19 protein-coding genes and 1 pseudogene are annotated in these 21,345 nt (G+C 70.8%); 16 read left to right on the top strand and 4 right to left on the bottom strand.

The genetic code is table 11. The features are described 5' to 3' along the window. Nucleotides 1-78: 78 nt before the first annotated feature. Entirely contained in the window at nucleotides 79-399 is a 321-nt protein-coding gene (gene fdxA, locus ACFQPD_RS12130; protein ID WP_385900948.1) for a ferredoxin, read from the top strand. Next, nucleotides 399-1,490, top strand: coding sequence for a succinyldiaminopimelate transaminase (gene dapC, locus ACFQPD_RS12125; protein WP_385900946.1), 1,092 nt, complete (start codon nucleotides 399-401; stop codon nucleotides 1,488-1,490). The genes fdxA and dapC overlap by 1 nt, the downstream gene beginning before the upstream one ends. Here dapC and ACFQPD_RS12120 read toward each other — a convergent pair. Then, entirely contained in the window at nucleotides 1,480-2,496 is a 1,017-nt protein-coding gene (locus ACFQPD_RS12120) for a LacI family DNA-binding transcriptional regulator (protein WP_068750660.1), read from the bottom strand. The genes dapC and ACFQPD_RS12120 overlap by 11 nt on opposite strands. 138 nt (nucleotides 2,497-2,634) lie before the next feature. Between ACFQPD_RS12120 and ACFQPD_RS12115 the strand changes: the two genes are divergently transcribed. The 7 genes and pseudogenes from ACFQPD_RS12115 to ACFQPD_RS12085 all read left to right on the top strand — a co-directional run bounded on the left by ACFQPD_RS12115 (nucleotide 2,635) and on the right by ACFQPD_RS12085 (nucleotide 12,282). Continuing rightward, nucleotides 2,635-4,137 carry an alpha-N-arabinofuranosidase gene (locus tag ACFQPD_RS12115; protein ID WP_385900944.1) on the top strand — a complete coding sequence of 501 codons (1,503 nt, stop codon included), beginning with the start codon at nucleotides 2,635-2,637 and terminating at the stop codon, nucleotides 4,135-4,137. Nucleotides 4,138-4,156: 19 nt separating this feature from the next. After that, complete coding sequence (locus ACFQPD_RS12110; RefSeq protein WP_068750664.1) at nucleotides 4,157-5,482, top strand: ABC transporter substrate-binding protein; 1,326 nt, start codon at nucleotides 4,157-4,159, stop codon at nucleotides 5,480-5,482. Then, nucleotides 5,482-6,444: a carbohydrate ABC transporter permease gene (locus ACFQPD_RS12105; protein ID WP_068750666.1), complete on the top strand. Its 963-nt coding sequence runs from the start codon at nucleotides 5,482-5,484 to the stop codon at nucleotides 6,442-6,444. Before ACFQPD_RS12110 ends, ACFQPD_RS12105 begins: the two co-directional genes overlap by 1 nt. Then, nucleotides 6,441-7,274 (top strand): carbohydrate ABC transporter permease, encoded by an 834-nt coding sequence (locus ACFQPD_RS12100; protein ID WP_068750668.1) that lies wholly within the window; start codon nucleotides 6,441-6,443, stop codon nucleotides 7,272-7,274. The genes ACFQPD_RS12105 and ACFQPD_RS12100 overlap by 4 nt, the downstream gene beginning before the upstream one ends. Further along, entirely contained in the window at nucleotides 7,274-8,272 is a 999-nt protein-coding gene (locus tag ACFQPD_RS12095; protein ID WP_385900942.1) for a glycoside hydrolase family 43 protein, read from the top strand. The genes ACFQPD_RS12100 and ACFQPD_RS12095 overlap by 1 nt, the downstream gene beginning before the upstream one ends. Before the next feature lie 233 nt (nucleotides 8,273-8,505). Continuing rightward, complete coding sequence (locus ACFQPD_RS12090) at nucleotides 8,506-10,353, top strand: ABC transporter transmembrane domain-containing protein (RefSeq protein ID WP_385900940.1); 1,848 nt, start codon at nucleotides 8,506-8,508, stop codon at nucleotides 10,351-10,353. A 1-nt stretch (nucleotide 10,354) separates the two neighbouring features. After that, nucleotides 10,355-12,282 (top strand): annotated as a pseudogene (locus ACFQPD_RS12085) (ABC transporter ATP-binding protein). A gap of 6 nt (nucleotides 12,283-12,288) precedes the next feature. Here ACFQPD_RS12085 and ACFQPD_RS12080 read toward each other — a convergent pair. Together ACFQPD_RS12080 and dapD are read right to left on the bottom strand one after the other, a co-directional pair. Then, nucleotides 12,289-13,107, bottom strand: a complete 819-nt coding sequence (locus ACFQPD_RS12080) for a hypothetical protein (protein WP_385900938.1) — start codon at nucleotides 13,105-13,107, stop codon at nucleotides 12,289-12,291. Then, nucleotides 13,107-14,039, bottom strand: a complete 933-nt coding sequence (dapD, locus tag ACFQPD_RS12075) for a 2,3,4,5-tetrahydropyridine-2,6-dicarboxylate N-succinyltransferase (RefSeq protein WP_385900937.1) — start codon at nucleotides 14,037-14,039, stop codon at nucleotides 13,107-13,109. The genes ACFQPD_RS12080 and dapD overlap by 1 nt, the downstream gene beginning before the upstream one ends. Before the next feature lie 175 nt (nucleotides 14,040-14,214). Here dapD and ACFQPD_RS12070 point away from each other — a divergent pair, with 175 nt between their 5' ends. The 7 genes from ACFQPD_RS12070 (at nucleotide 14,215) to ACFQPD_RS12040 (ending at nucleotide 20,025) form a co-directional block, all read left to right on the top strand. After that, the gene (locus ACFQPD_RS12070; protein WP_385900936.1) at nucleotides 14,215-15,792 is read left to right on the top strand and encodes a circularly permuted type 2 ATP-grasp protein; all 1,578 of its coding nucleotides are present in this window, start codon (nucleotides 14,215-14,217) and stop codon (nucleotides 15,790-15,792) included. Beyond that, nucleotides 15,786-16,706: an alpha-E domain-containing protein gene (locus ACFQPD_RS12065; RefSeq protein ID WP_068750676.1), complete on the top strand. Its 921-nt coding sequence runs from the start codon at nucleotides 15,786-15,788 to the stop codon at nucleotides 16,704-16,706. The genes ACFQPD_RS12070 and ACFQPD_RS12065 overlap by 7 nt, the downstream gene beginning before the upstream one ends. A gap of 22 nt (nucleotides 16,707-16,728) precedes the next feature. Then, on the top strand, nucleotides 16,729-17,571 hold the full coding sequence (locus ACFQPD_RS12060) for a transglutaminase family protein (protein ID WP_068750678.1): 843 nt from the start codon (nucleotides 16,729-16,731) through the stop codon (nucleotides 17,569-17,571). Between the two features lie 13 nt (nucleotides 17,572-17,584). Then, nucleotides 17,585-18,655: a succinyl-diaminopimelate desuccinylase gene (dapE, locus tag ACFQPD_RS12055; protein WP_385900935.1), complete on the top strand. Its 1,071-nt coding sequence runs from the start codon at nucleotides 17,585-17,587 to the stop codon at nucleotides 18,653-18,655. Next, nucleotides 18,652-19,386, top strand: a complete 735-nt coding sequence (locus ACFQPD_RS12050) for a TIGR00730 family Rossman fold protein (protein WP_068750682.1) — start codon at nucleotides 18,652-18,654, stop codon at nucleotides 19,384-19,386. Before dapE ends, ACFQPD_RS12050 begins: the two co-directional genes overlap by 4 nt. 5 nt (nucleotides 19,387-19,391) lie before the next feature. After that, nucleotides 19,392-19,784 (top strand): hypothetical protein, encoded by a 393-nt coding sequence (locus tag ACFQPD_RS12045; protein ID WP_385900934.1) that lies wholly within the window; start codon nucleotides 19,392-19,394, stop codon nucleotides 19,782-19,784. A gap of 73 nt (nucleotides 19,785-19,857) precedes the next feature. Next, nucleotides 19,858-20,025, top strand: a complete 168-nt coding sequence (locus tag ACFQPD_RS12040) for a DUF3117 domain-containing protein (protein WP_068750687.1) — start codon at nucleotides 19,858-19,860, stop codon at nucleotides 20,023-20,025. 56 nt (nucleotides 20,026-20,081) lie between these two features. Here ACFQPD_RS12040 and glgA read toward each other — a convergent pair whose 3' ends face one another. Then, nucleotides 20,082-21,266 (bottom strand): glycogen synthase, encoded by a 1,185-nt coding sequence (gene glgA / locus ACFQPD_RS12035; protein WP_385901080.1) that lies wholly within the window; start codon nucleotides 21,264-21,266, stop codon nucleotides 20,082-20,084. Between the last annotated feature and the right edge of the window lie 79 nt (nucleotides 21,267-21,345).

The following is a 21,345-nucleotide window of genomic DNA, read 5'->3' as shown; positions in this document are numbered from 1 at the left end:
CCACGGGCGGAATGGTCGGCGGTTTCACCGCTGGCCAGCGCGCTAAGCTAAGCCCGTCCGCGCCTGAAGGAGTGAATTGTGACGTACATCATCGGTTTGCCGTGTGTCGATGTGAAGGACCGCGCCTGCGTCGAGGAGTGCCCGGTCGACTGCATCTACGAGGGCAATCGCATGCTCTACATCCACCCCGAGGAGTGCGTGGACTGCGGCGCCTGCGAGCCGGTCTGCCCCGTCGAGGCCATCTACTACGAGGATGACCTGCCCGAGGACCAGGCACAGTTCTACGACGTCAACGTCCAGTTCTTCGACGATCTCGGCTCGCCCGGTGGCGCCGCGAAGCTCGGCGTGATCGACAAGGACCACCCCATCGTCGAGGCGCTGCCGCCGCAGGCCGAGTGATGGGCCTCGGCGCCCGCCTGCCTGACTTCCCTTGGGACACGCTGAGCGCCGCGAAGGCGCTCGCGTCCGCCCACCCTGATGGCCTGGTCGACCTCTCGGTCGGCACGCCCGTGGACCCCACGCCGGATCTGGCGCGCGAGGCGCTCGCCGCGGCGTCGGACGCCCACGGCTACCCGACGGTGTGGGGGGCCCCGGCCACGCGGCGCGCGGTCCTCGACTACCTCGCCCGGCGCTGGTCGGCGCTGCCGCTGCCCGACGAGGGCGTCCTGCCCGTGATCGGGACCAAGGAACTGGTCGCCTGGCTGCCGACGCTGCTGGACCTCCGCGCCGACGACGCCGTCGTCTTCCCCGAGTGCGCGTATCCCACCTACGAGGTCGGCGCGCTGACCTCGGGGGCGCGCCCCGTGCCACTGGACGACCCTGCGCGCATTCCCGAGGACGCCCGGCTCATCTGGATCAACTCGCCGGCCAACCCGACGGGTCGCATCCTCGGCCTCGACGAGATGCGCGCCTTCGTGGCCGCCGCCCGCGACCGCGGCGCCGTCCTGGCCAGTGACGAGTGCTACGGGGAGTTCGCCTGGGAGGCCGAGCCCTTCTCGGTGCTGGACCCGCGGGTCAACGACGGCGACGTCACCGGGCTGCTTGCGGTCGGCTCGCTGTCCAAGCGGTCCAACGCCGCCGGATACCGGGCCGGCTTCGTCGCCGGCGATCCCGACGTGGTCCAGCGGCTCGTCGCGGCCCGCAAGCACCTCGGCATGATCGTCCCCGCCCCCATCCAGGCGGCCATGGTCGCGATGCTGGGGGATCAGCGGCACGTGGAGGAGCAGCGCGAGCGCTACCTCGCCCGGCGGGCCCTCCTCGCTCCCGCGTTGCGGGCGGCCGGTTTCCGGATCGAGCACTCGGAGGGGTCGCTGTACCTGTGGGTGACCCGCGACGAGGACTGCCGGGCGAGCGTGGAATGGCTCGCGGAACGCGGGATCCTGGCCGCCCCGGGCGACTTCTACGGCGCCGCGGCGGCCCGGCACGTCAGGGTGGCGCTCACGGCCACCGACGAGCGGATCGCCGCGGCCGCAGCACGGCTCACCGCCTGACGCGTCGCCCCCTCGTCGACTCGCGAACGGTCAGCGTCCACGGCACATGCACCCGCTCGCCCGGACCGGTGTAGCCGTCGATACGCCTGGTGAGCAGCCGCAACACGTGGCTCACCAGGAGATCCATGTCCGGGGTGATCGTCGTGAGCGTGGGCGTGCTGTAGCGGCTCTCGGCGATGTCGTCGAACCCGGCCACGGCCACGTCCTCGGGGACGCGCGCACCCGCCTCCGCGCAGGCCCGCAACGCGCCGATGGCCATCACGTCGTTGAAGCAGAACACCGCGTCGGGAGGCACGGGTAGCCGCAGCAGGTCGTGCATGGCAGCGCGGCCGGCCTCGCGCGAGTACTCGTCGGTGGCGCGCAGGTAGTCGGGCTCGACGGGCATGCCGGCCGCTTCCATCGCCACCTGATAGCCCTGCTGGCGCACGGATCCGGTGCTGACGCCGCGCCCTCGCCCGATGGTCGCGATGCGCTCGCGGCCGATGTCGATGAGGTGCTGTGTCATGGAGCGCGCCGCGGCGACGGAGTCGACCGCGACGTGGTCGACTCCTGGGGGGATCGCGCGCTCACCCAGGAACACCGTGGGAACGTCCGCGCGGAGGCTGCGCTGGATGTCGCCGACGTCCAGGCTCATGGGGGAGAACACCACGCCGTCGATCATGTGGGTCTCTACCCCGCTTAACACGACCCGTTCAACGGCTGGGTCTGCGCGCGTGATGTCGAGCAGCATCATGAAGCCCAGGTCCGCGGCCGCGGCGTCGAACTTCGCTGCCAGTTCGGAGAAGTAGGGGATCGCGAGCTCCGGGACGGCGAGGGCGAGGAAGCCGCCCCGGCCGTACTTGAGGTTGCGCGCGGCGAGGTTGGGGCGGTAGCCCAGGTCGTCGATGGCCCGCTGCACCTTCTCCCGCGTGGCCTCGCGCACGTTGACGGTCCCGTTGACGACGTTCGACACGGTCTTGAGGGACACGCCGGCCCGCTCTGCGACATCCCGCAACCGCACTGCCATGCCAGCAGGCTATCCGGTTGCCGTCCCCAGCGGAACATTCCACCGTTGCAAAATCGTGACCTTCTGGGTATTGCCTCCACGGCGAGCCGTGGTGCAGACTCGTGCCACACGCAATTACTCCCGTTGTAAAGGTGCTCAATGGCCGAGTCCCAGATCACGATCCATCCTTCATACCGCGTCGGACCACTCAACCGGCGCCTCTTCGGCACGTTCGTGGAGCACATGGGCCGGTGCGTCTATACCGGCATCTACGAGCCCGGCCACGCAACGGCCGACGCCCACGGATTCCGCGGGGACGTCGCCGAGCTCGTGCGCGAACTGGGGGCGACCATCGTGCGTTACCCCGGCGGCAACTTCGTCTCGAACTACAAGTGGGAGGACGGGGTGGGCCCCAAAGAGCAGCGCCCACGCCGGCTGGACCTCGCCTGGCGGTCCATCGAGACCAACCAGGTGGGCACCGACGACTTCCTCGCCTGGTGCGAGAGGCAGGGCATCGAGCCCATGCTCGCGGTCAACCTCGGCACGCGCGGGCTGGAGGACGCTGTGGAGTACCTCGACTACGTCAACGGCAGCGGCACCACGTTGGCGGACCAGCGCGCGGCCAACGGACGCGAGGAGCCCTGGGGGGTCAAGGTCTGGTGCCTCGGCAACGAGATGGACGGGCCGTGGCAGATGGGCCACATGACGGCCGCGGAGTACGGCCGGGTGGCCGAGGAGGTCGGCAACGCGTTCCGCCGCTTCGACGACTCCCTGGAGCTGGTCGCCTGCGGCTCCTCCAACCGGCTGATGCCCACGTTCGGCGCCTGGGAACGCGAGGTCCTGGAACGCTCGATCCACGTCGTCGACCACATCTCCGCCCACGCCTACTACGAACCGATCGGCGGCGACACGACCTCGTACCTCGCCTGCGCCGAGGACATGGACCGCTTCATCACCTCGGTGGCGGCTACCGCCGACGCAGTGGCGGCGGCGCGCAAGGTCGACAAGTTGGTCACCATCTCGTTCGACGAGTGGAACGTCTGGTTCCAGGAGCGGTTCGACGGCGAGAACGCCATCCAGGTGCAGGAGGCGCCGCCGCTCATCCAGGACGTGTACGACGTCGCCGATGCCGTCGTCGTCGGATCCCTGCTCATCACCCTCATGCGGCACACCGACCGTGTCGCGATGGCGTGCCAGGCCCAGCTCGTCAACATCATCGCGCCAATCCGCACCGAGCCTGACGGACCCGCGTGGCGGCAGACCATCTTCCATCCCTTCGCACTGACCAGCCGCTACGCCCGGGGCGACGTCCTCGACCTGCGGATCGCCTCCCCCACGATCGACACCGCCGCTTTCGGGCCCGTCGACCAGATCTGGGGCACCGCCACGCTCGATGACGCCAACGGTGACCTCGCCATCTTCTGCGTCAACCGATCCGAACGTGACGACCTGACCACCTCGGTGGACCTGGCGCCCCTCGGCAACGTGGAGATCGTGGAACACCTCATGGTGCACGAGGACGATCCCTCCCTCACCAATGTCGCGGGCGACGAGCGGGTGGGCCCGAAGCCCGGCCGCAGTGCCCTCGACGGCTCCACCCTGACCCTCACCCTCCCCGCAGTGTCGTGGCACTGCATCCGGCTGTCCGTCCGGCCAGCCTGACCACCCGAAAGGAACCCTCATGAATCTGATCAGTCGACGTGGACTGCTCGGTGCCGGCATTGCCGTCGGCGCGACCGCCGGCCTGGCCGCATGCGGCCAGAGCGCCGTCACCCCCACCGGTGCGGCGTCCGCAACTGGCGACGGCGGGGCCGCCGGCTACGACGGTCCGGCGGTGACGCTGGCCTTCTGGAACGGCTTCACCGGCGGCGACGGCGCCTACATGAAGCAGCTCGTGGACCAATTCCAGGCGGAGCACGAGAACATCGCCGTCACGGTCCAGACCATGCAGTGGGGCGACTACTACACGAAGCTGCCCACGGCGGTGCAGTCGGGCAACGGCCCCGATGTCGCGGTCATGCACGTCGACTCGGTGGCCACCAACGCGGCCCGCAAGGTCATCCAGCCCCTCGACGACGTCGCCACCGCCTTGGAACTGACAGAGGGCGACTTCGCCCCCGTGCCGTGGCAGGCCGGCCTGTACAAGGACGTGCGCTACGCCATCCCGCTGGACGTGCATCCGCTGGGCTTCTTCTACAACAAGACCGTCATGGAGAGCGCGGGCCTGGACCCCGAGAACCCGCCCATGGACCACGACTCGTACATGGCCGCGCTGGACGCCCTGAAGTCGAAGGGCATCCAGGGCCACTGGGCCTCGCCGTTCAACTTCACGGGCGGGCTCACCTGCCAGTCCCTGGTCTACCAGTTCGGCGGCAGCCTGTTCAACGATGACGCCACGCAGGCGGCATGGGGCGACGAGGGCGGCGTCAAGGCGCTCACCTGGTGGCAGAACCTCATCAAGGACGGCTACTCCAACCCCAAGGTCGGCCAGGACGCCGACTTCATCGCCCTCCAGAACGGGCAGACTGCGTTCAACTGGAACGGCATCTGGTCCATCAACACCTTGGCGGAGAAGAAGGACCTGCAGTGGGGCGTCACGACGCTGCCGAACATCGGCGGCGAAAAGGCTGCGTGGGCCGGATCGCACCAGTTCGTCCTCCCGACGCAGAAGTCGCCCGACGAGAACAAGGGGCAGGCGTCGCGGGTGTTCCTCAACTGGATCTCGCAGCAGTCGCTGGAGTGGGCCAAGGGCGGTCAGATCCCGGCCCGCAACTCGGTGCGCGAGTCCGAGGAGTTCCAGGAGCTCACGCACCAGGCCGAGCTCGCCAAGCAGATCGACGACCTGCGGTTCCCGCCCGCCGTCGCCGGCATCGGTGACGCGATGCTCGAGTTCGAGAAGGCCGTCAACGAGATCACCCTCGGGATGAAGGACGTCGCGACCACGCTCAACGCAGCCGCTGACCGCGCGAACAAGATCCTCGAGGCGAACGCGAAGAAGTACGCCTGATGATGACCAGCACGACCCGCCGGGGCCGGGGTAGCCCCGGCGGGTCGCCGCTGATCGCCTACCTCTTCCTGGCCCCCTATCTGATCCTGTTCGCCATGTTTGTGCTCCTTCCGGCCCTGTACGGGTTCTGGATGTCCCTGCACGACTGGGACTTCACGTTCGAGGGTCGCCCCTTCGTTGGGCTGCTGAACTACACCGACCTCTTCGACCCGGCGTCGGTGCAGTACCAGCCCTTCTGGCGGGGCATGTCCAACACGGCGATCTTCACGGTGGCCAGCGTCCCGTTCCTCGTCGCCGTGCCGCTTGGGCTCGCCCTGCTGCTCAACACGGTGTTCCCGGGGCGCACCTTCTTCCGGGCCGTCTACTTCCTGCCCTACGTCCTCGGCGTGGCCGTCATCGGCGTGATGTGGCGCTACCTGCTCGACGGAAACTTCGGCCTGGTCAACGCCCTGTTCGGGCTCGACATCCAGTGGACCACCGATCAGCCGTGGGCCTGGATCGCCCTGGTTGGCGTCACCGTCTGGTGGACGATGGGCTTCAACGCCATCATCTACATGGTCGGCCTGGGTGACATCCCCGGCTACCTCTACGAGGCCGCAGCGCTCGACGGCGCCGGCCCGTGGCAGCGCTTCATCCATGTGACGCTGCCCGGTCTGCGGCCGGTGCTCATCTTCATCCTCGTCACGACGATCCTCGCAAGCGCCAACATGTTCGGCCAGTCCTACATGATCACGCAGGGCGGGCCGACCGAGTCGACCATGACGGCCATCATGGTCATCACGGGCGTCGGCTTCGGCCAGAACCGCGCCGGGCAGGCCGCCGCGATGAGCTACATGCTCGCGCTCGCCCTGGCCATGGTGTCGGTGCTCAACTTCTGGCTGATGCGGGATCGGGATGCGGCCCGCGAGGCGCGGGCACTGAAGCGCCAGAGGCGCCTGGCCGCGAAGGAGAACGCGCGATGACATCCTCCCGACGCAACCGCAACCCGCTGTTCTGGCTGGCGCTGGTCCTCCTCTCCCTCGTGTTCGTCGGGCCCGTGGCGATGATGATCCTCACGTCGTTCAAGACCCGGGTGGAGTCGCAGACGGTGCCCCCGACGTTCCTGCCCCAGGAATGGACGACGCGCGCCTACGAGGTGCTCTTCGCCGCGGACTCCACCACCCCCGTGCTGCGGTGGTTCCTCAACTCGATGCTCGCCGCAGCCGGCCACGCCGTGCTGGTGGCCATCGTCTGCTCCATGGCCGGTTATGCCCTGGCCCGTCTGACGTTCCCGGGCCGTGGCGTCATCTTCGGCGTCATCATCTCGACGCTCTTCGTGCCGGGCTTCATCTTCCTGATGCCCAACTTCGAGATGATGTCGAGGCTGGCCTGGCTCGACTCCTACCTCGCGCTCATCGTGCCCGGCGCCGCCGGCGCCTTCGGCGTCTTCTTCATGCGCCAGTTCTTCCTCGGCCTGCCCGTGGAGCTGGAGGAGTCGGCCCGGATCGACGGCGCGGGACCGTGGCGGATCTTCGTCAGCATCGTCCTGCCCAACGCGAGGGCGGCCGTGGTGACGTTGCTGGTCATCTCGTTCCTCGCCAACTGGAACGACTTCGTGTGGCCGCTGTACGTCATGTTCTCCACCGAGATGCTGACCATCCCCATCGGGCTGTCCCGGCTCCAGGGCGCCTACACGATCGACTACCCGGTCATCATGGCCGGTGCCACGGTCGCGGCCGTGCCCGTCCTGCTCCTCTACGTCTTCGTCCAGCGCTACATCATCGAAGGCGTCGCGTCCTCGGGGATCAAGTGATGTGGCGCCCGTTCCTCATCGCCCTCGGGGCGGTCGCGCTCGCCGCGTGCGGCGCGCCCGCCCCGTCGGCCCCGCCCAGCCAAGGAGAGACCGCCGTGCCTGAGCCCACCAACCCCGTCTACCCGCTCGACTTCCCCGACCCGCAGGTCCTGCCCGACGGCGACGGCTACCTCGCCATCGCCACCAACGGCAACGGCATGAACGTCCAGACCATCCACAGCGACAACCTCATCGAGTGGAGACAGGGTGTCGACGCGCTGCCGAGCGTGGCGCCGTGGTCGTCCTCGGGCAAGGTGTGGGCACCGGAGATCATCGAATGGCCAGACGGCGGATACCGGCTCTACTACACGACGAAGGCGCCGGACCCCGCGTGGCAGTGCGTCAGCGTCGCCACGTCCGACACCCTGGCCGGGCCCTACGTGGACGACTCCGGTGAGCCGCTGATCTGCGAGATCGAGGAGGGCGGGTCCATCGACGCCTCGCCGTTCATCGACGACGACGGCACCGCCTACCTCTACTGGAAGAACGACGGCAACGCGATCGGCGTCGACACGCACCTCAAGGTGGCCCGGCTCAGCCCTGACGGCATGGCCGTGGAGGGTGAGGTCACCCAGCTGTTCAAGCAGGACCTGCACTGGGAGGGGCACCTCGTCGAAGGCCCGGCCGTGGTCAAGGTCGACGGCGTCTACCACATGTTCTATTCCGCCAACGACTATGGATCCGACCGCTACGCCGTCGGGCATGCGGTCGCCGACTCGGCCCTCGGGCCCTTCGTCAAGGACCCGGAGCCGGTGCTGTCCACCAACGAGGTCGCGGCCGGGCCGGGGCACTGCCAGCTGTTCCTCAAGGGCGGGCAGTGGTGGATGGTGTATCACGCCTGGAAGCCCGGGTACGTGGGCGATTCGCTCGAGGGGCGCAAGATGTGGCTGTCGCGGGTGGCGTTCGACGGCGCCACAGTGACGGTTGACCCACCGGCCACCGAACTCGAGGCGCCCTGACGACCATCCGGTGTTGACAGGGCCCGGGAGAGGTCCTTAGTGTTGCCGTGTCGTCGACACGGAGGAGGTGCACGCAGATGTTGAGCAACACTGCCGTCCTCGGTCGTCCGCGCGCGTTCGTCGCCCGCTGACCTGAGCCGCGCCGGGGCTTCCACGCCCCACCCGTGACGCCCCGCGTCCCACACCTCACACCACCTCGCGTCGTCGCGACGCCGTCCGTCAGGACCTCTCCCATGCATGCAACGCCCCGCGGGCGATACGACTTCCCGCCCGCGATCCCGCTCGACGCGCGCCCCGACGTCCGCTCGCCCAGCCGATTCCTCTTCTGGCTCATCCGGTCCTACGGCTGGGTCGTGCCCGCCATGACGCTGGCCGCGTCGTCGTGGCTCATCCCCGCCGCGCTCACGCCCTGGCTGCTGGGACGCGCGATCGACGCCGGAGTCGCGCGCGGTGACGCCACCGCGACCCTCGGCTGGCTCGCGCTCCTGCTGGCCGTGATCGCCGTGGGCGTCACGGGAGGCATCCTCTTCCACACGTTCGCGGTGCGGATGTGGCTGCTCGGGATCTACGGCATCCAGCGGCGGGTCTCGCGGCACGCCGTGCACCTGGGCCACGTCCTGAACCGGCGGGTCCCCACCGGCGAGGTGCTGAGCGTCTCGTCGTCCGACAGCGACCAGTTCGGCGCCACCATCGAGTCCTTCGGCCACGTCATCGCCGCCGCGGTGAGCTTCGTGCTGGCGTCGGCGCTCATGCTCAGCACTTCGCCGTCGCTGGGCGCCCTGGTGCTCGTCGCCACCCCCGTGCTGCTGCTCGCCTCGACGCCGGTGCTGCGCCCGCTGACCCGGGCGCAGTCGGCGGAACGGACCGAGAGTTCGTCGCTGACCTCGTTGGCGAGCGACATCGCGACGGGGCTGCGCATCCTGCGCGGCATCGGAGGGGAGCGCACGTTCGCGCGCAACTACGAGCGCCAGTCCCAGAAGGTCCGCGCGCTGGGCGTGCGGCTCGGGACCTGGCAGGCCGTCGTCGAGGCCACGAGCATCCTGCTGTCCGGCCTGCTGCTCGTGGCGCTGGTCCACCTCGGATCCCTCAGCCTGCTCGACGGCGACCTCAGCGTCGGGGAGTTGATCAGCTTCTTCGGCTACGCCGTGTTCCTGACCTCACCCATGCAGACGTTCTTCGACTTCGCGCAGAAGTGGGTCCAAGGCCTCGTGGCCGCGCAGAAGACGCTGGCCTTCCTGGGCTCCGAGGTGCCGTGGGCGCCGTCGGGTGCACCGCTCGGTCCGGACCCGGTGCTGCATGACGAGGTCTCCGGCGTCACCGTCCAGCCCGGACGGATGCTGGGCGTGGTGTCCGCTGACCCCGACGCCACCGCGGCGCTCGCCGACCGGCTCGGCCGCTACCTGCCCGATGGCGCGCCGGAAGCGCCCGATGAGGAGGAGTTGACCGGGCGTGCGCGCCGGCTCGCCCGGCGGGAGCGGATCGCCGCCCGCGCCCGTCGCGCGGCGGAGGACGCCGAACTGGCGGCCAGACCATGGGGCGTCACGGCCGACGGCGTCGACTACGCGAGCCTCGACGTGGCCGATCTCAGGCGGCGTGTCGTGGTGTCCCACACCGGGGCGTCGCTGTTCTCGGGAACCCTGCAGACGGCCGTCGATCCGTGGGGGACCCACAGCCGCGAGCAGGCGGAACGTGCCCTCCTGGCGGCCGCCGCGGAGGACATCTACGAGTCTCTCCCCGGCGGGTGGCAGGGGCGCATCGACGAGAAGGGCCGAGGGCTCTCCGGCGGCCAGCGTCAACGGCTGGTGCTGGCGCGCGCCCTGGTACTGGACCCCGACGTCCTCGTGCTCGTCGAGCCCACCTCCGCGGTCGACGCCCACACCGAGGCCAGGATCGCCGTCCGGCTCGCGGGGCACCGCCGCGGCCGCACCACGGTCGTCGTGACCGCATCCCCACTGCTGCTGCGCCACTGCGACGACATCTCGCTCCTGGTGGACGGCCGCGAGGTGGCCCGCGGCACCCACGACGAGCTGCACGACCATCCCGACTACCGCCGCGTCATCACCCGCGGCATGGAGCACTGACATGAGCGACTCACTGCTGGGGACGACGTCCCCCGCCACGTGGCGCGACGGGCCCGCGACCCCGCGGCTCCCCGACGGGCTGGAGGTCCCGCGGGGCGTGGGGCTGCGGGATCGACTGGCCGCCCTCGTCCGGCGGCACCACATCCGCACGGCCACGGCGCTGGCCGTCTACGACGACGCCCGCGCGCCGCGGACCGGGTTCCCCGTGGCGTCGTCGACGCAGGCGCTGGGTTTCCTGCGCCGCCTGCTCGGCGGGCGGCGCCGCGCGCTGGCTTTGGCCGTGCTGCTCAACGTGGCGGCGGCGGGGGCCGGCCTGGTGGCGCCGTTCCTGTTGGGGCGCCTCATCGACCGCGTCACTGCGGGGCTGGTTGGACCGTCCGGGGTCTCGACGCTCGTCGCGGTCATCGCCGGTGTGATCCTCGCGCAGGCGGTCCTGACATTCGCGGCGCGGCGCGCCTCCGCGGTCCTGGGCTACGACCTGCTGGCCGCTGCCCGGGAGGAAGTCGTCCGCATCGTGCTGCGGCTGCCGCTCGGTCACGTGGAATCGTCCGGGTCTGGGGATCTCTTGACGCGGATCACCTCCGACGTGGGCAAGATGGCCACCGCCGCGCGCTGGGCGTTCCCCAACCTCATCGTGTCCATCGTGCTGATCGGCGCGACGCTCATCGCCATGGCCGTCAACTCCTGGCTGCTGGTGCTGCCGATGATCGGGACGGGCCTCGTGATGTGGCTGGGCGGCCGCTACTACCTGTCGCGCGCCACGGCCGGCTACATCACCGAGTCGCGGTCCTACTCCGTCATCAACTCCACCACCACGGAGACGGTGGAGGGCGCGCGCACGATCGAGGCGCTGGGCCTGGGCGAGGGGAGGATCGCCCAGATCGACGAGGACACCGAGGTGTCCGGACAGGCGGAGCGCTACACCATGACGCTGCGCAACATGCTCTTCGCCATGGTCGACTCGTCGTTCCAGCTGCCGCTCGTGGGCGTCGTCCTGCTCGGCACGTGGGGCCACGCCCAGGGGTGGGTCACGATCGGACAGATCACGACGGCGGCGCTGTACGTCTCGCAGCTGCAGGGCCCGCTGGACCGCGTCATCGCGGTCCTGGACCACCTGCAGCTGGGCATCGTGTCCACGGCACGGCTCATCGGCGTCGCGCAGCTCGACGACGACCGGACGCCCGGAGAGGCGGAGCCCGACGGCGTCAAGCTGACCGGCAGCGACCTGCGCTTCGGCTACCGGGAGGGCGTCGACGTCCTCCACGGGGTCGACCTGGACCTGCGCCCGGGGGAGCGGCTCGCGATCGTGGGGCCCTCGGGGTCCGGTAAGTCGACGCTCGGGCGGCTCGTGGCCGGGATCAACCGGCCCCGGATCGGGAGGTGACCGTGGGTGGCGTCGACGTCATGGACCTGCCGCTGGACCGGCTGCGCACCGAGGTGGCGCTCGTCACCCAGGAGCACCACGTGTTCGTCGGCACGGTCCGCGACAACGTGGTGCTGGCGCGGGAGACCACCGCGTCCGACGACGAGGTGGTGCAGGCGCTGCGCGCGGTCGACGCGTGGGGCTGGGTGTCGCGGCTGCCCGGAGGCTTGGACGCCGAGCTCGGCCACGGGAAGGCGACCCTGACGCCGGCACAGGCGCAGCAGGTGGCGCTGGCCCGGCTCATCATCGCCGACCCCCACACGCTGGTGCTCGACGAGGCCACGTCGCTCATCGACCCCTCGTCGGCCCGGCACCTCGAGGGGTCGATGGCGGCACTCCTGGACGGCCGTGCCGTGGTGGCCATCGCCCACCGGCTGCACACGGCGCACGACGCTGACCGGATCGCGGTGGTCGAGGGCGGACGCATCGTGGAGCTGGGCTCGCACCACGAACTGCTGGAGCGCAACGGCCAGTACGCCGACCTGTGGCGGACCTGGCGCGACTGACGCGGGTCAGCCGAGGGTGAACTCGGCCGTGCCGGGCGCGGCGGCCCGCTCGGCCGGGCCCCACGCCGCGTCGTCGGCCGACCACTCCCGGTCGCCGACGACGGCCGACGTGACGCCGCCGGCGTAGCTGTTGGCGATCACCATGTGCGTGGCCGCCCACAGCGCCGCCGGATCCGACGCGGTGACGGTGGCGACGCCGTCGCCGAGGGAGAACTCGACGCCCTCCAGCGCGGCGAGCTGCCGCTCGAACTGGCCGGGGTCCGCGGCCGCGGCCTCGAAGCCGAGGCAGCCCAGGGCCTCCTTGCGGGCGCCGCTCAGCGCGGCCGCCACGGCGAGCGCCTTCTCCTCGTGCTGCCGGTAGGCCTCGGGGTGCCCGCTGCGCTGCACCTGCTGCGCCACATCGTTGACGTCGCCGGTCTCCCAGCCGTCGAACTTCACGAGCTCCTCGTAGAACCGGGCCGACGCGTACCAGGGGTCGAGGATCTGCTCCTCGGTGCCCCACCCGTAGGAGGGGCGCTGCTGGAACAGCCCCAGCGAGTCCCGGTCGCCGTAGTCAAGGTTGCGCAGGTCCGACTCCTGATAGGCCGTCGCCAGCGCGATCACCGCCGCCTGCCCGGGGAGCCCCGCCTCGACGGAGGCCGCGACGATGATCGACGCGTTGCGCGCCTGCTCCGGGGAGAGGGTGGTCACGCCGTCGTCCATCAGCACGGTGCAGCGCTCGGGCGTGACGCGCTCGTAGACGTAGCGGTAGACCCGGACCCCCACGACCGCCAGAGCGGCGATGACCGCGACCGCGACCAGCGCCGCGATCACAGACCGGCGCATCAGTTGGCGTGGAGCTCGGAGTTGAGCGACACCTTCGACCCGCGCCGGTTGCGAGCCATGACCGCGCCGGTGACGGAGTCGCGCAAGAACAGCAGGTCGTCCTGACCCGACAGCTCGCGGGCTTTGACGACGTTGCCATCGGGCAGCGTGACCTTGGTGCCGGCGGTGACGTACAGGCCCGCCTCCACGACGCAGTCGTGCCCGAGCGAGATGCCGACGCCGGAGTTTGCGCCCAGCAGGCAGCGTTCGCCCAGACGGATGATCTCCTGGCCGCCGCCCGAGAGGGTGCCCATGATGGACGCGCCGCCGCCCACGTCGGTGCCGTCGGCCACCACGACCCCGGCGGAGATGCGGCCCTCGACCATGGACGTGCCGAGCGTGCCGGCGTTGAAGTTCACGAAGCCCTCATGCATGACGGTGGTGCCGTCCGCGAGGTGCGCGCCGAGCCGCACGCGGTCCGCGTCCGCGATCCGCACGCCGGCCGGGGTGACGTAGTCCACCATGCGCGGGAACTTGTCGATGCCGTAGACGGTCAACTGCTCGCCGCGGGCGCGCAGCAGCATGCGGACCCGGTTGACGTCACCGATCCGGACGGGTCCGCGCGTCGTCCACGCGTTGTTCGGCAGCACGCCGAAGATGCCCGTGAGGTTCAGCCCGTGCGGCGCGACCAGCCGCGCGCTCAGCAGGTGCAGCCGCAGGTAGGCGTCCTCCACGGTGGCCGGCGGCTCGTCGAGCGCGATCTCCACCCGCACGGCCTTCGTCTCGACCTGCCGGATCTCGTCCACGTGCTGCGCCTCGGCCAGCAACGACGGCGGGTCGTCGGTCACCCCCGAGCCCAGCCGCGGCTCCGGGTACCACGCGTCGAGGACGGCGCCGGTGGTGTGGACGGTGGCCAGGCCCCAGGCCCAGGCGGTGCGGGTCTCGTTGGTCATGGCGTCAGTCTAGTGGCGCACCCCGAGCTCCTCCCCGAGGTCTGCCCGGCGGAGCGCCCTGACCAGATCGCCGTAGGCCGCCGCCTGGCCCTCGTGGTACTTCACGACCCCAGCCTACGGGCGGATCCACGGTCGCGGATGTAGACGATCGGCCCGACCGCATACCCTGTGACGCATGAGCGCACTGTTCGACCACTACCCGCCGGGGGAGGCCTTCGACGAGATGGTCGGGCCGGAGGGCGTGCGGGCGTCCGCGACGTCAGTGGTCCAGGGGCTCGAACGGTTGGGGCTCGACGAGCTGCGCTCCCGGGCCGACTACCTGCGCACCACCTACATCGACCAGGGCGTCACGTTCGACATCGGCGGCGAGGAACGGCCGTTCCCCCTCGACATCGTGCCCCGCATCCTGCCCGCCGACGAGTTCGCGCACGTCGAGGCAGGCAGCAAGCAGCGGGTCCGCGCCATGGATGCCTTCCTCGACGACGTCTACACCGAGGGGCGCTGCTTCACCGAGGGCGTCATCCCCCGGCACGTGGTCGCGTCGTCGCCGCACTTCCACCGGGCCATGTGGGGCGTGACAACCCCCAACGGCGTCCGGGTGCACATCGCGGGGATCGACCTGGTGCGCGGCCACGACGGCGTCTTCCGGGTCCTCGAGGACAACGTCCGCAGCCCGTCCGGGGTGTCCTACGTCATGACGAACCGCCGCGCGGTCAACGCCGCGCTGCCGGAGATCGCGGCCCAGCACCGCATCCGCCCGGTGGAGGACTACCCGTCGGAACTGCTCAAGGCGCTGCGCGCCGCCGCGCCGTCCGGCGTGGCGGACCCGACGGTGGTCGTGCTGACCCCGGGCGTGTACAACTCGGCGTACTTCGAACACGCGATGCTCGCCCGCATGATGGGCGTCGAACTGGTCGAGGGCCGCGACCTGGTCGCGCACGCCGGCCACGTGTCGCTGCGCACGACGCGCGGGCTCCGGCCGGTCCACGTCATCTACCGCCGCATCGACGACGAGTTCCTGGACCCGGCCGTGTTCCGCGCCGACTCGCTCATCGGCTGCGCCGGCCTGCTCAACGCGGCCCGCGCCGGCACCGTCACCATCGCCAACGCCGTCGGCAACGGGGTCGCCGACGACAAGCTCGTCTACACCTACCTGCCGGACCTCATCCGGTTCTACCTGGGCGAGGAGCCGATCCTCGCCAGCGTCGACACGTGGCGGCTCGAGGAACCCGAGGCACGCGAGGAGGTCCTGGACCGCCTGGACGAGCTCGTCGTCAAACCCGTCGACGGGTCGGGCGGCAAGGGCATCGTCATCGGCCCGCGCGCCACCCCGGAGGAGCTGGAGCGCCTCAAGCGCCAGATCCTGCGCGACGCCCGCGGCTGGATCGCGCAGCCCGTCGTCCAGCTCTCCACCGTGCCGACCATGATCGACGGCGAACTGAGGCCCCGGCACGTGGACCTCAGGCCCTTCATCGTCAACTCCGGCAACGACAACATCTTCGTCCTCCCCGGCGGGCTCACCCGGGTGGCCCTGCCCGAGGGTGAGCTCATCGTCAACTCATCGCAGGGCGGCGGCTCGAAGGACACATGGGTGCCGGCCGGTCGCCCTCCGGTGATCGCACCCGTCGCCGCCGCCCCGCCGCCGCGACCCTCGTCGGTGCCGCTGTCGGAGCAGATGCTGAGCCGCGTCATCCGGCACCAGCACGAGCAGCAGCAACAACAGGAGCCGGCAGGGGAGGAGGCGCCGTGCTGAGCCGCATCGCCGACTCCCTGTTCTGGATCGGCCGCTACCTGGAGCGCGCCGAGGACACCTGCCGCATCGTCGAGGTCCACCTGCACCAGCGGCTCGACGACCCCGGCGCCTACCCCGCCCAGGCCGCCCGGGACCTGCTGCTGCTCATGGGGCGCGAGCCCGACAGCGACGAGCCGGACGTGCTGCAGGAGCTGTGCTACGACGAGAAGTCGCCGGTCAGCTTCCTGGCAGCCCTCGGCAGCGCCCGCGAGTCCGCCCGCCGGGCCCGCGAGACGGTGTCGACGGAGGTGTGGGAGTCGATCAACACCACGTGGCTCGCGATGCGCGGCGGCCGGCTGCAGCGCATGCGCCCGGCGTCGATGTTCAAGCTGGTCCGGGAGCGCTGCGCCGTCATCGCGGGCCTCGCCGATTCCACGATGAGCCACGACGAGGGCTGGCTGTTCCTCACGCTGGGGCGCAGCATCGAACGCATCGACATGACCTCCCGCCTCCTGGCCACCGCCTCGCTGGCCGGCAACTCGCCGCGCGCCTGGGACCACGTGCTCAGCGGCTGCGGCGCGCACCACGCGTTCGTCCAGCGCTACGGCGCGATCGCGTCGGATCGGGACGCCGCCGAATTCCTCATCCTCGACCGGCTGTTCCCCCGGTCGCTGATCTACACGCTGAACACCGCGGTGGACGCGCTGTCGCAGCTGGGACCGGTGAACCAGCGGATCCGCCCCGACGACCCCGCCACCCGGCTCCTCGGCGCGGCCCGCGCCACGCTCGAGTTCCTGCCGGCCGAGGAGATCCTCCTGGATCTGCCGGAGCAGATGGCGCGGCTGCAGGTGGTCTGCTCCGAGACGACGCAGGCCGTCTCCGCGCGCTACTTCGAGGGCTCGGCGGCCGCCGCCTGGGTGGGCGGTGCCTGGTGACCAGCAGCGGAAGGACCCGGCCGTGAGCCAGTACCGCATCGTGCACACCACCGGCTACCGGTACGAGGGTGGGGCGACCGACTCGTTCAACGAGGCGCGCATGACGCCGCTGACCAGCAGGCGGCAGCTCGTCCTGTCCTCGAAGCTGGACATCACCCCGGTGGCGTGGACGCACGCCTACCGCGACTACTGGGGGACCTCGGTGGTGGCCTTCGAGATCCACGAGGCGCACGCCGACCTCAACGTGGTGGCCACCTCCACCGTCGACATCCACGACGTGTCGCGGGCGGCCGAGCCGCTGGGCTGGGACGGGCTCGCCGACGCGGCCCTGCGCGACCGCTACGTCGAACTCCTCACGCTCACGGGCTACGTGCGGCCGCACCGCGACGTCGCCCGCCTCGCCGAGCAGGTCCGCCGGGCCGCAGACACGCCGGCGGACGCCGTCGGCGAGCTCACGCGACGCCTCCGCGAGCGCGTGGGCTACCTGCCGGGCGTCACCCAGGTGCACACCACGGCCGCCGAGGTGTGGGAGCACGGGGCCGGCGTCTGCCAGGATCTGGCCCACCTGACCCTGGGCGGCCTGCGCGCCATCGGCATCCCCGCCCGCTACGTGTCCGGATACGTCGTGCAGCGCGCCGAGCCGGAGATCGGCGAGGCCATGGTGGGGGAGTCGCACGCCTGGATCCAGTTCTACGACGGCGAGTGGCTCGGGTTCGACCCCACGAGCCAGGCGGAGCCCCGCGGATCGCACGTCGAGGTCGGCTTCGGGCGCGACTACGCGGACGTCGCCCCGCTCAAGGGCATCTACACCGGCTCCGGAGGCTCCGAGATGTACGTGTCCGTGGAGATGACCCGGCTGACCTGACTAGGCTCGCACCATGAATCAGCTGGTTGCGGTGCTGCAGGAGATCATGGATGTCGAGTCCGTCTCGGGTGCCGAGCGCGAGCTGGCCGATCTCGTCGAGGGGTGGCTGGCCTCGTCGCCCCACCTTCGGCTCCACCGCGACGGCGACTGTGTCGTCGCCCGGACTGAGCTTGGCCGGCCCGAGCGGGTCGTCATCGCCGGCCACCTGGACACGGTGCCCGTCGCCGGCAACCTGCCGTCGCGGCTCATCGAGCACCCCGAGGGGCAGCGGGTCTGGGGCCGCGGCGCCTGCGACATGAAGGGCGGCGTCGCAGTCATGCTCACCCTGGCGCGGGAACTCACCGCGCCCAGCCGGGACATCACCTGGATCTTCTACGACCAGGAGGAGGTCGAGGCCACCCGCAACGGCCTCGGCCGGCTCGCCCGCAACCGTCCGGACCTGGTCGCCGCGGACTTCGCCGTGCTCATGGAGCCCACCGGGGCGCGCATCGAGGGCGGCTGCCAGGGGACCATCCGCATCGACGTGACCACCCGCGGCGTCGCGGCCCACAGCGCCCGAGCCTGGATGGGCCACAACGCCATCCACGACCTGGCACCGGTGCTCGCGCGCCTTGCCGCCTACGAGCCCGAGGAGATCGAGGTCGAGGGGCTCACCTACCGCGAGGGCCTCAACGCCGTCGCCATCACCGGCGGCATGGCGGGCAACGTCATCCCGCCCTCGGCGACCGTGCAGATCAACTACCGCTTCGCGCCGGACAAGAGCGTCGACGAGGCCCTCAGCCGGCTGCGCGGCTGGTTCGCGGGAGTCGAGTTCACCGTCGCGGACGCGTCGCCCGCAGCACGCCCGGGCCTCGACCGGCCGGCCGCGCGGGAGTTCGTCGCAGCCATCGGCGAGCCCGCCTCCCCCAAGTACGGCTGGACCGACGTCGCGCGGTTCAGCGAGCTCGGCATCCCGGCCGTCAACTACGGCCCGGCCGACCCGTCCATGGCCCACCGCGACGACGAGTTCTGCCCCGTCGCGGACCTCGACGCCTGTGCCGCCGGGCTCAGGCGATGGCTCAGCACCGAAGGAGATCCCCGATGAGCGACCAGTTGCGCCGCGCCGGCGCCGTCGTCCTGGGCGGCGGTGAGCGCACCCGCCAACCCATGGCTGACGAGGCGCTCCTCCAGCACACCGGGCAGCCGTGGAGCCACCTCGACCCGTGGCGGGTCCTGCGGATCCAGTCGGAGTTCGTCGAGGGCTTCGACGCGCTCAAGGAGCTGCCGCCCGCGGTCAGCGTCTTCGGATCTGCGCGGACCTCGACCGATCACCCGATGTACCAGGCGGCCGTGGAGCTCGGCCGCGGCCTGGTGCACCGTGGTTTCGCGGTGATCACCGGCGGGGGGCCGGGCATCATGGAGGCCGCCAACCGCGGCGCCTTCGAGGCCGAGGGCACCTCGGTCGGGCTGGGCATCGAGCTGCCCAACGAGCAGGGGATGAACGAGTTCATCTCGCTGGGGGTCAACTTCCGGTACTTCTTCGCCCGCAAGACCATGTTCCTCAAGTACAGCCAGGGCTTCATCACCATGCCCGGCGGCTTCGGCACCCTGGATGAGCTTTTCGAGGCGCTGACCCTCATCCAGACGGGGAAGGTCAAGAACTTCCCCATGGTCCTGTTCGGGCGCGCGCACTGGGCGCCGCTCATGGAGTGGGTCCGCGACACCATGGCCGAGCACGGCTTCATCGCCCGCTCCGACCTCAGCCTCGTCACCGTCACCGACGACGTCGAGGAGGCCCTCGACGCCATGGGCCGGCCCGGCGAGATCCCGGGCTGACCGCCGTGTGGATCCTCGCCGTCGTCGTCGCGATCGTGGTGCTGGGGCTGGCGGCCTTCGCGGGACTGGGTCGCCTCGGCCAGATGCCCCCCGACGCCGTGACGGATCGCCCCAAGGGGCGGATCCCCGCCGGCCCGGTGACCGCGCAGTTCCTCGCGGAGGCCCGACTCCCCACGGCCGGCACCGGATACGACCGCGCCCAGGTGGACCACTACCTGGCGCGTGTCGTCGACGGGACCGCGCCCCCGGCGGCCGAGACTGTTTTCGACGTGGTGCGGGGCGGCTACGACATGCAGGTCGTCGACGAGGTGCTGCTGCGCGTCGACTACGAGCGCCCCACGGCGGCGCCGCCCCCCGCGGACACGCCGCCCCCCGACGACACAAAGTTTCCTGGGTGAACGAACCTTGCTTGGTGCGATGCGGAATAATAGACCTCGTCCACAGTTCGACGAGCGAGAATGAGAGTGGCAGATGGCAGCGATGAAGCCCCGCACGGGTGACGGTCCGATGGAGGTCACGAAGGAGGGTCGCGGCATCGTCATGCGCGTCCCCGTCGACGGAGGCGGCCGCCTCGTCGTCGAGATGAACGCCACCGAGGCCACCGATCTGCTCAACGCGCTCAAGGACGTCGTCGGCTGACACACCCCCCACTCCGTGCGCACAGGGCCGCCCCGCTGGGGCGGCCCTGTCGCGTCTCAGCCCCGGGCGCCGATGGCGGCCTCGTAGACGGCCACCGTCTCGCGCGCGATCTTCTCCCAGGAGAACTCGTCGATGCAGCGCTGCCGCCCCGCCCGGCCGAAGCGCTCCGCCAGGTCCCGGTCGCGCGTGACGCGGTTCACCTTCGCGGCGAAGTCCGACTCGAACCCCGCGACGAACTCGCGGTCCCCGGCGCGCGCGGGGTCGTACGCAACCAGCAGGCCCGTCTCGCCGTCGACCACGACCTCGGGGATGCCTCCGACGGCGCTGGCGACCACGGGCGTCTCGCACGCCATGGCCTCCAGGTTGACGATCCCCAGCGGCTCGTAGATGGACGGGCAGGCGAACACCGTGGCGTGCGTGAGGACCTGGCGCACCGAGGCGCGCGGGAGCATCTCCGCGACCCAGACCACGGGGGCGGAGCGCTGAGCCTGCAGCGCGGAGAAGGCGGCGTCGAACTCCGCGGCGATCTCCGGCGTGTCCGGGGCCCCCGCGAGGAGGACGACCTGCGTGTCCGGATCGAACTCGGCGGCCGCGCGGACCAGGTGCACGAGCCCCTTCTGGCGCGTGATGCGTCCGACGAACACCACCGAGGGCTGCTCGGGGTCCACCCCGAGCCCAGTGAGGACGTCGGTGCCGTGATCGGGCCGGAACTCGTCGGTATCGATGCCGTTGCGCACCACGTGCACCTTGTCGGGGTCCAGGGCGGGATAGCTGTCGAGCACGTCGCGGCGCATGCCGGCGCTGACGGAGATGACGGCGTCGGCGGCCTCGTAGGCCGTCTTCTCGGCCCAGGAGGAGACCCGGTAGCCGCCGGCGAGCTGTTCGGCCTTCCAGGGGCGGTGCGGCTCCAGAGAGTGCGCCGTCACGACGTGCGGGATGTCCCGCATGAGGCCGGCCAGGTGCCCGCCCATGTTGGCGTACCAGGTGTGCGAGTGCAGGATGTCGGCGTCGTCGGCCACGGCTGCCGCCATGGAGAGGTCCGCGCCCAGGACCCGCAGGGCGGCGTTGGCGCCCGGGGGGAAGTCCTCGGCATGCGCGGTGGCGCCGTCGCGCGGCTCGCCCATGCAGTGGACCTCGACATCGATGAGCTTGCGCAGCTGGGGCACCAGCTGGGCCACGTGGACACCGGCGCCGCCGTAGATCGTCGGGGGATATTCACGGGTCAACAGCGACAGCTTCATGGTCATGCCCGCATCGTTCCACACCATGGCTGCCCACGGGCCGGTCATTTGCGGGAATTCCTTGTGGGGGTGGTCCGTT

Origin of the sequence: Tessaracoccus sp. O5.2 (assembly GCF_964266725.1) — a bacterium.
Classification (GTDB): domain Bacteria; phylum Actinomycetota; class Actinomycetes; order Propionibacteriales; family Propionibacteriaceae; genus Arachnia; species Arachnia lapidicapta.
This window is presented reverse-complemented; position numbering and strand designations above follow the sequence as displayed.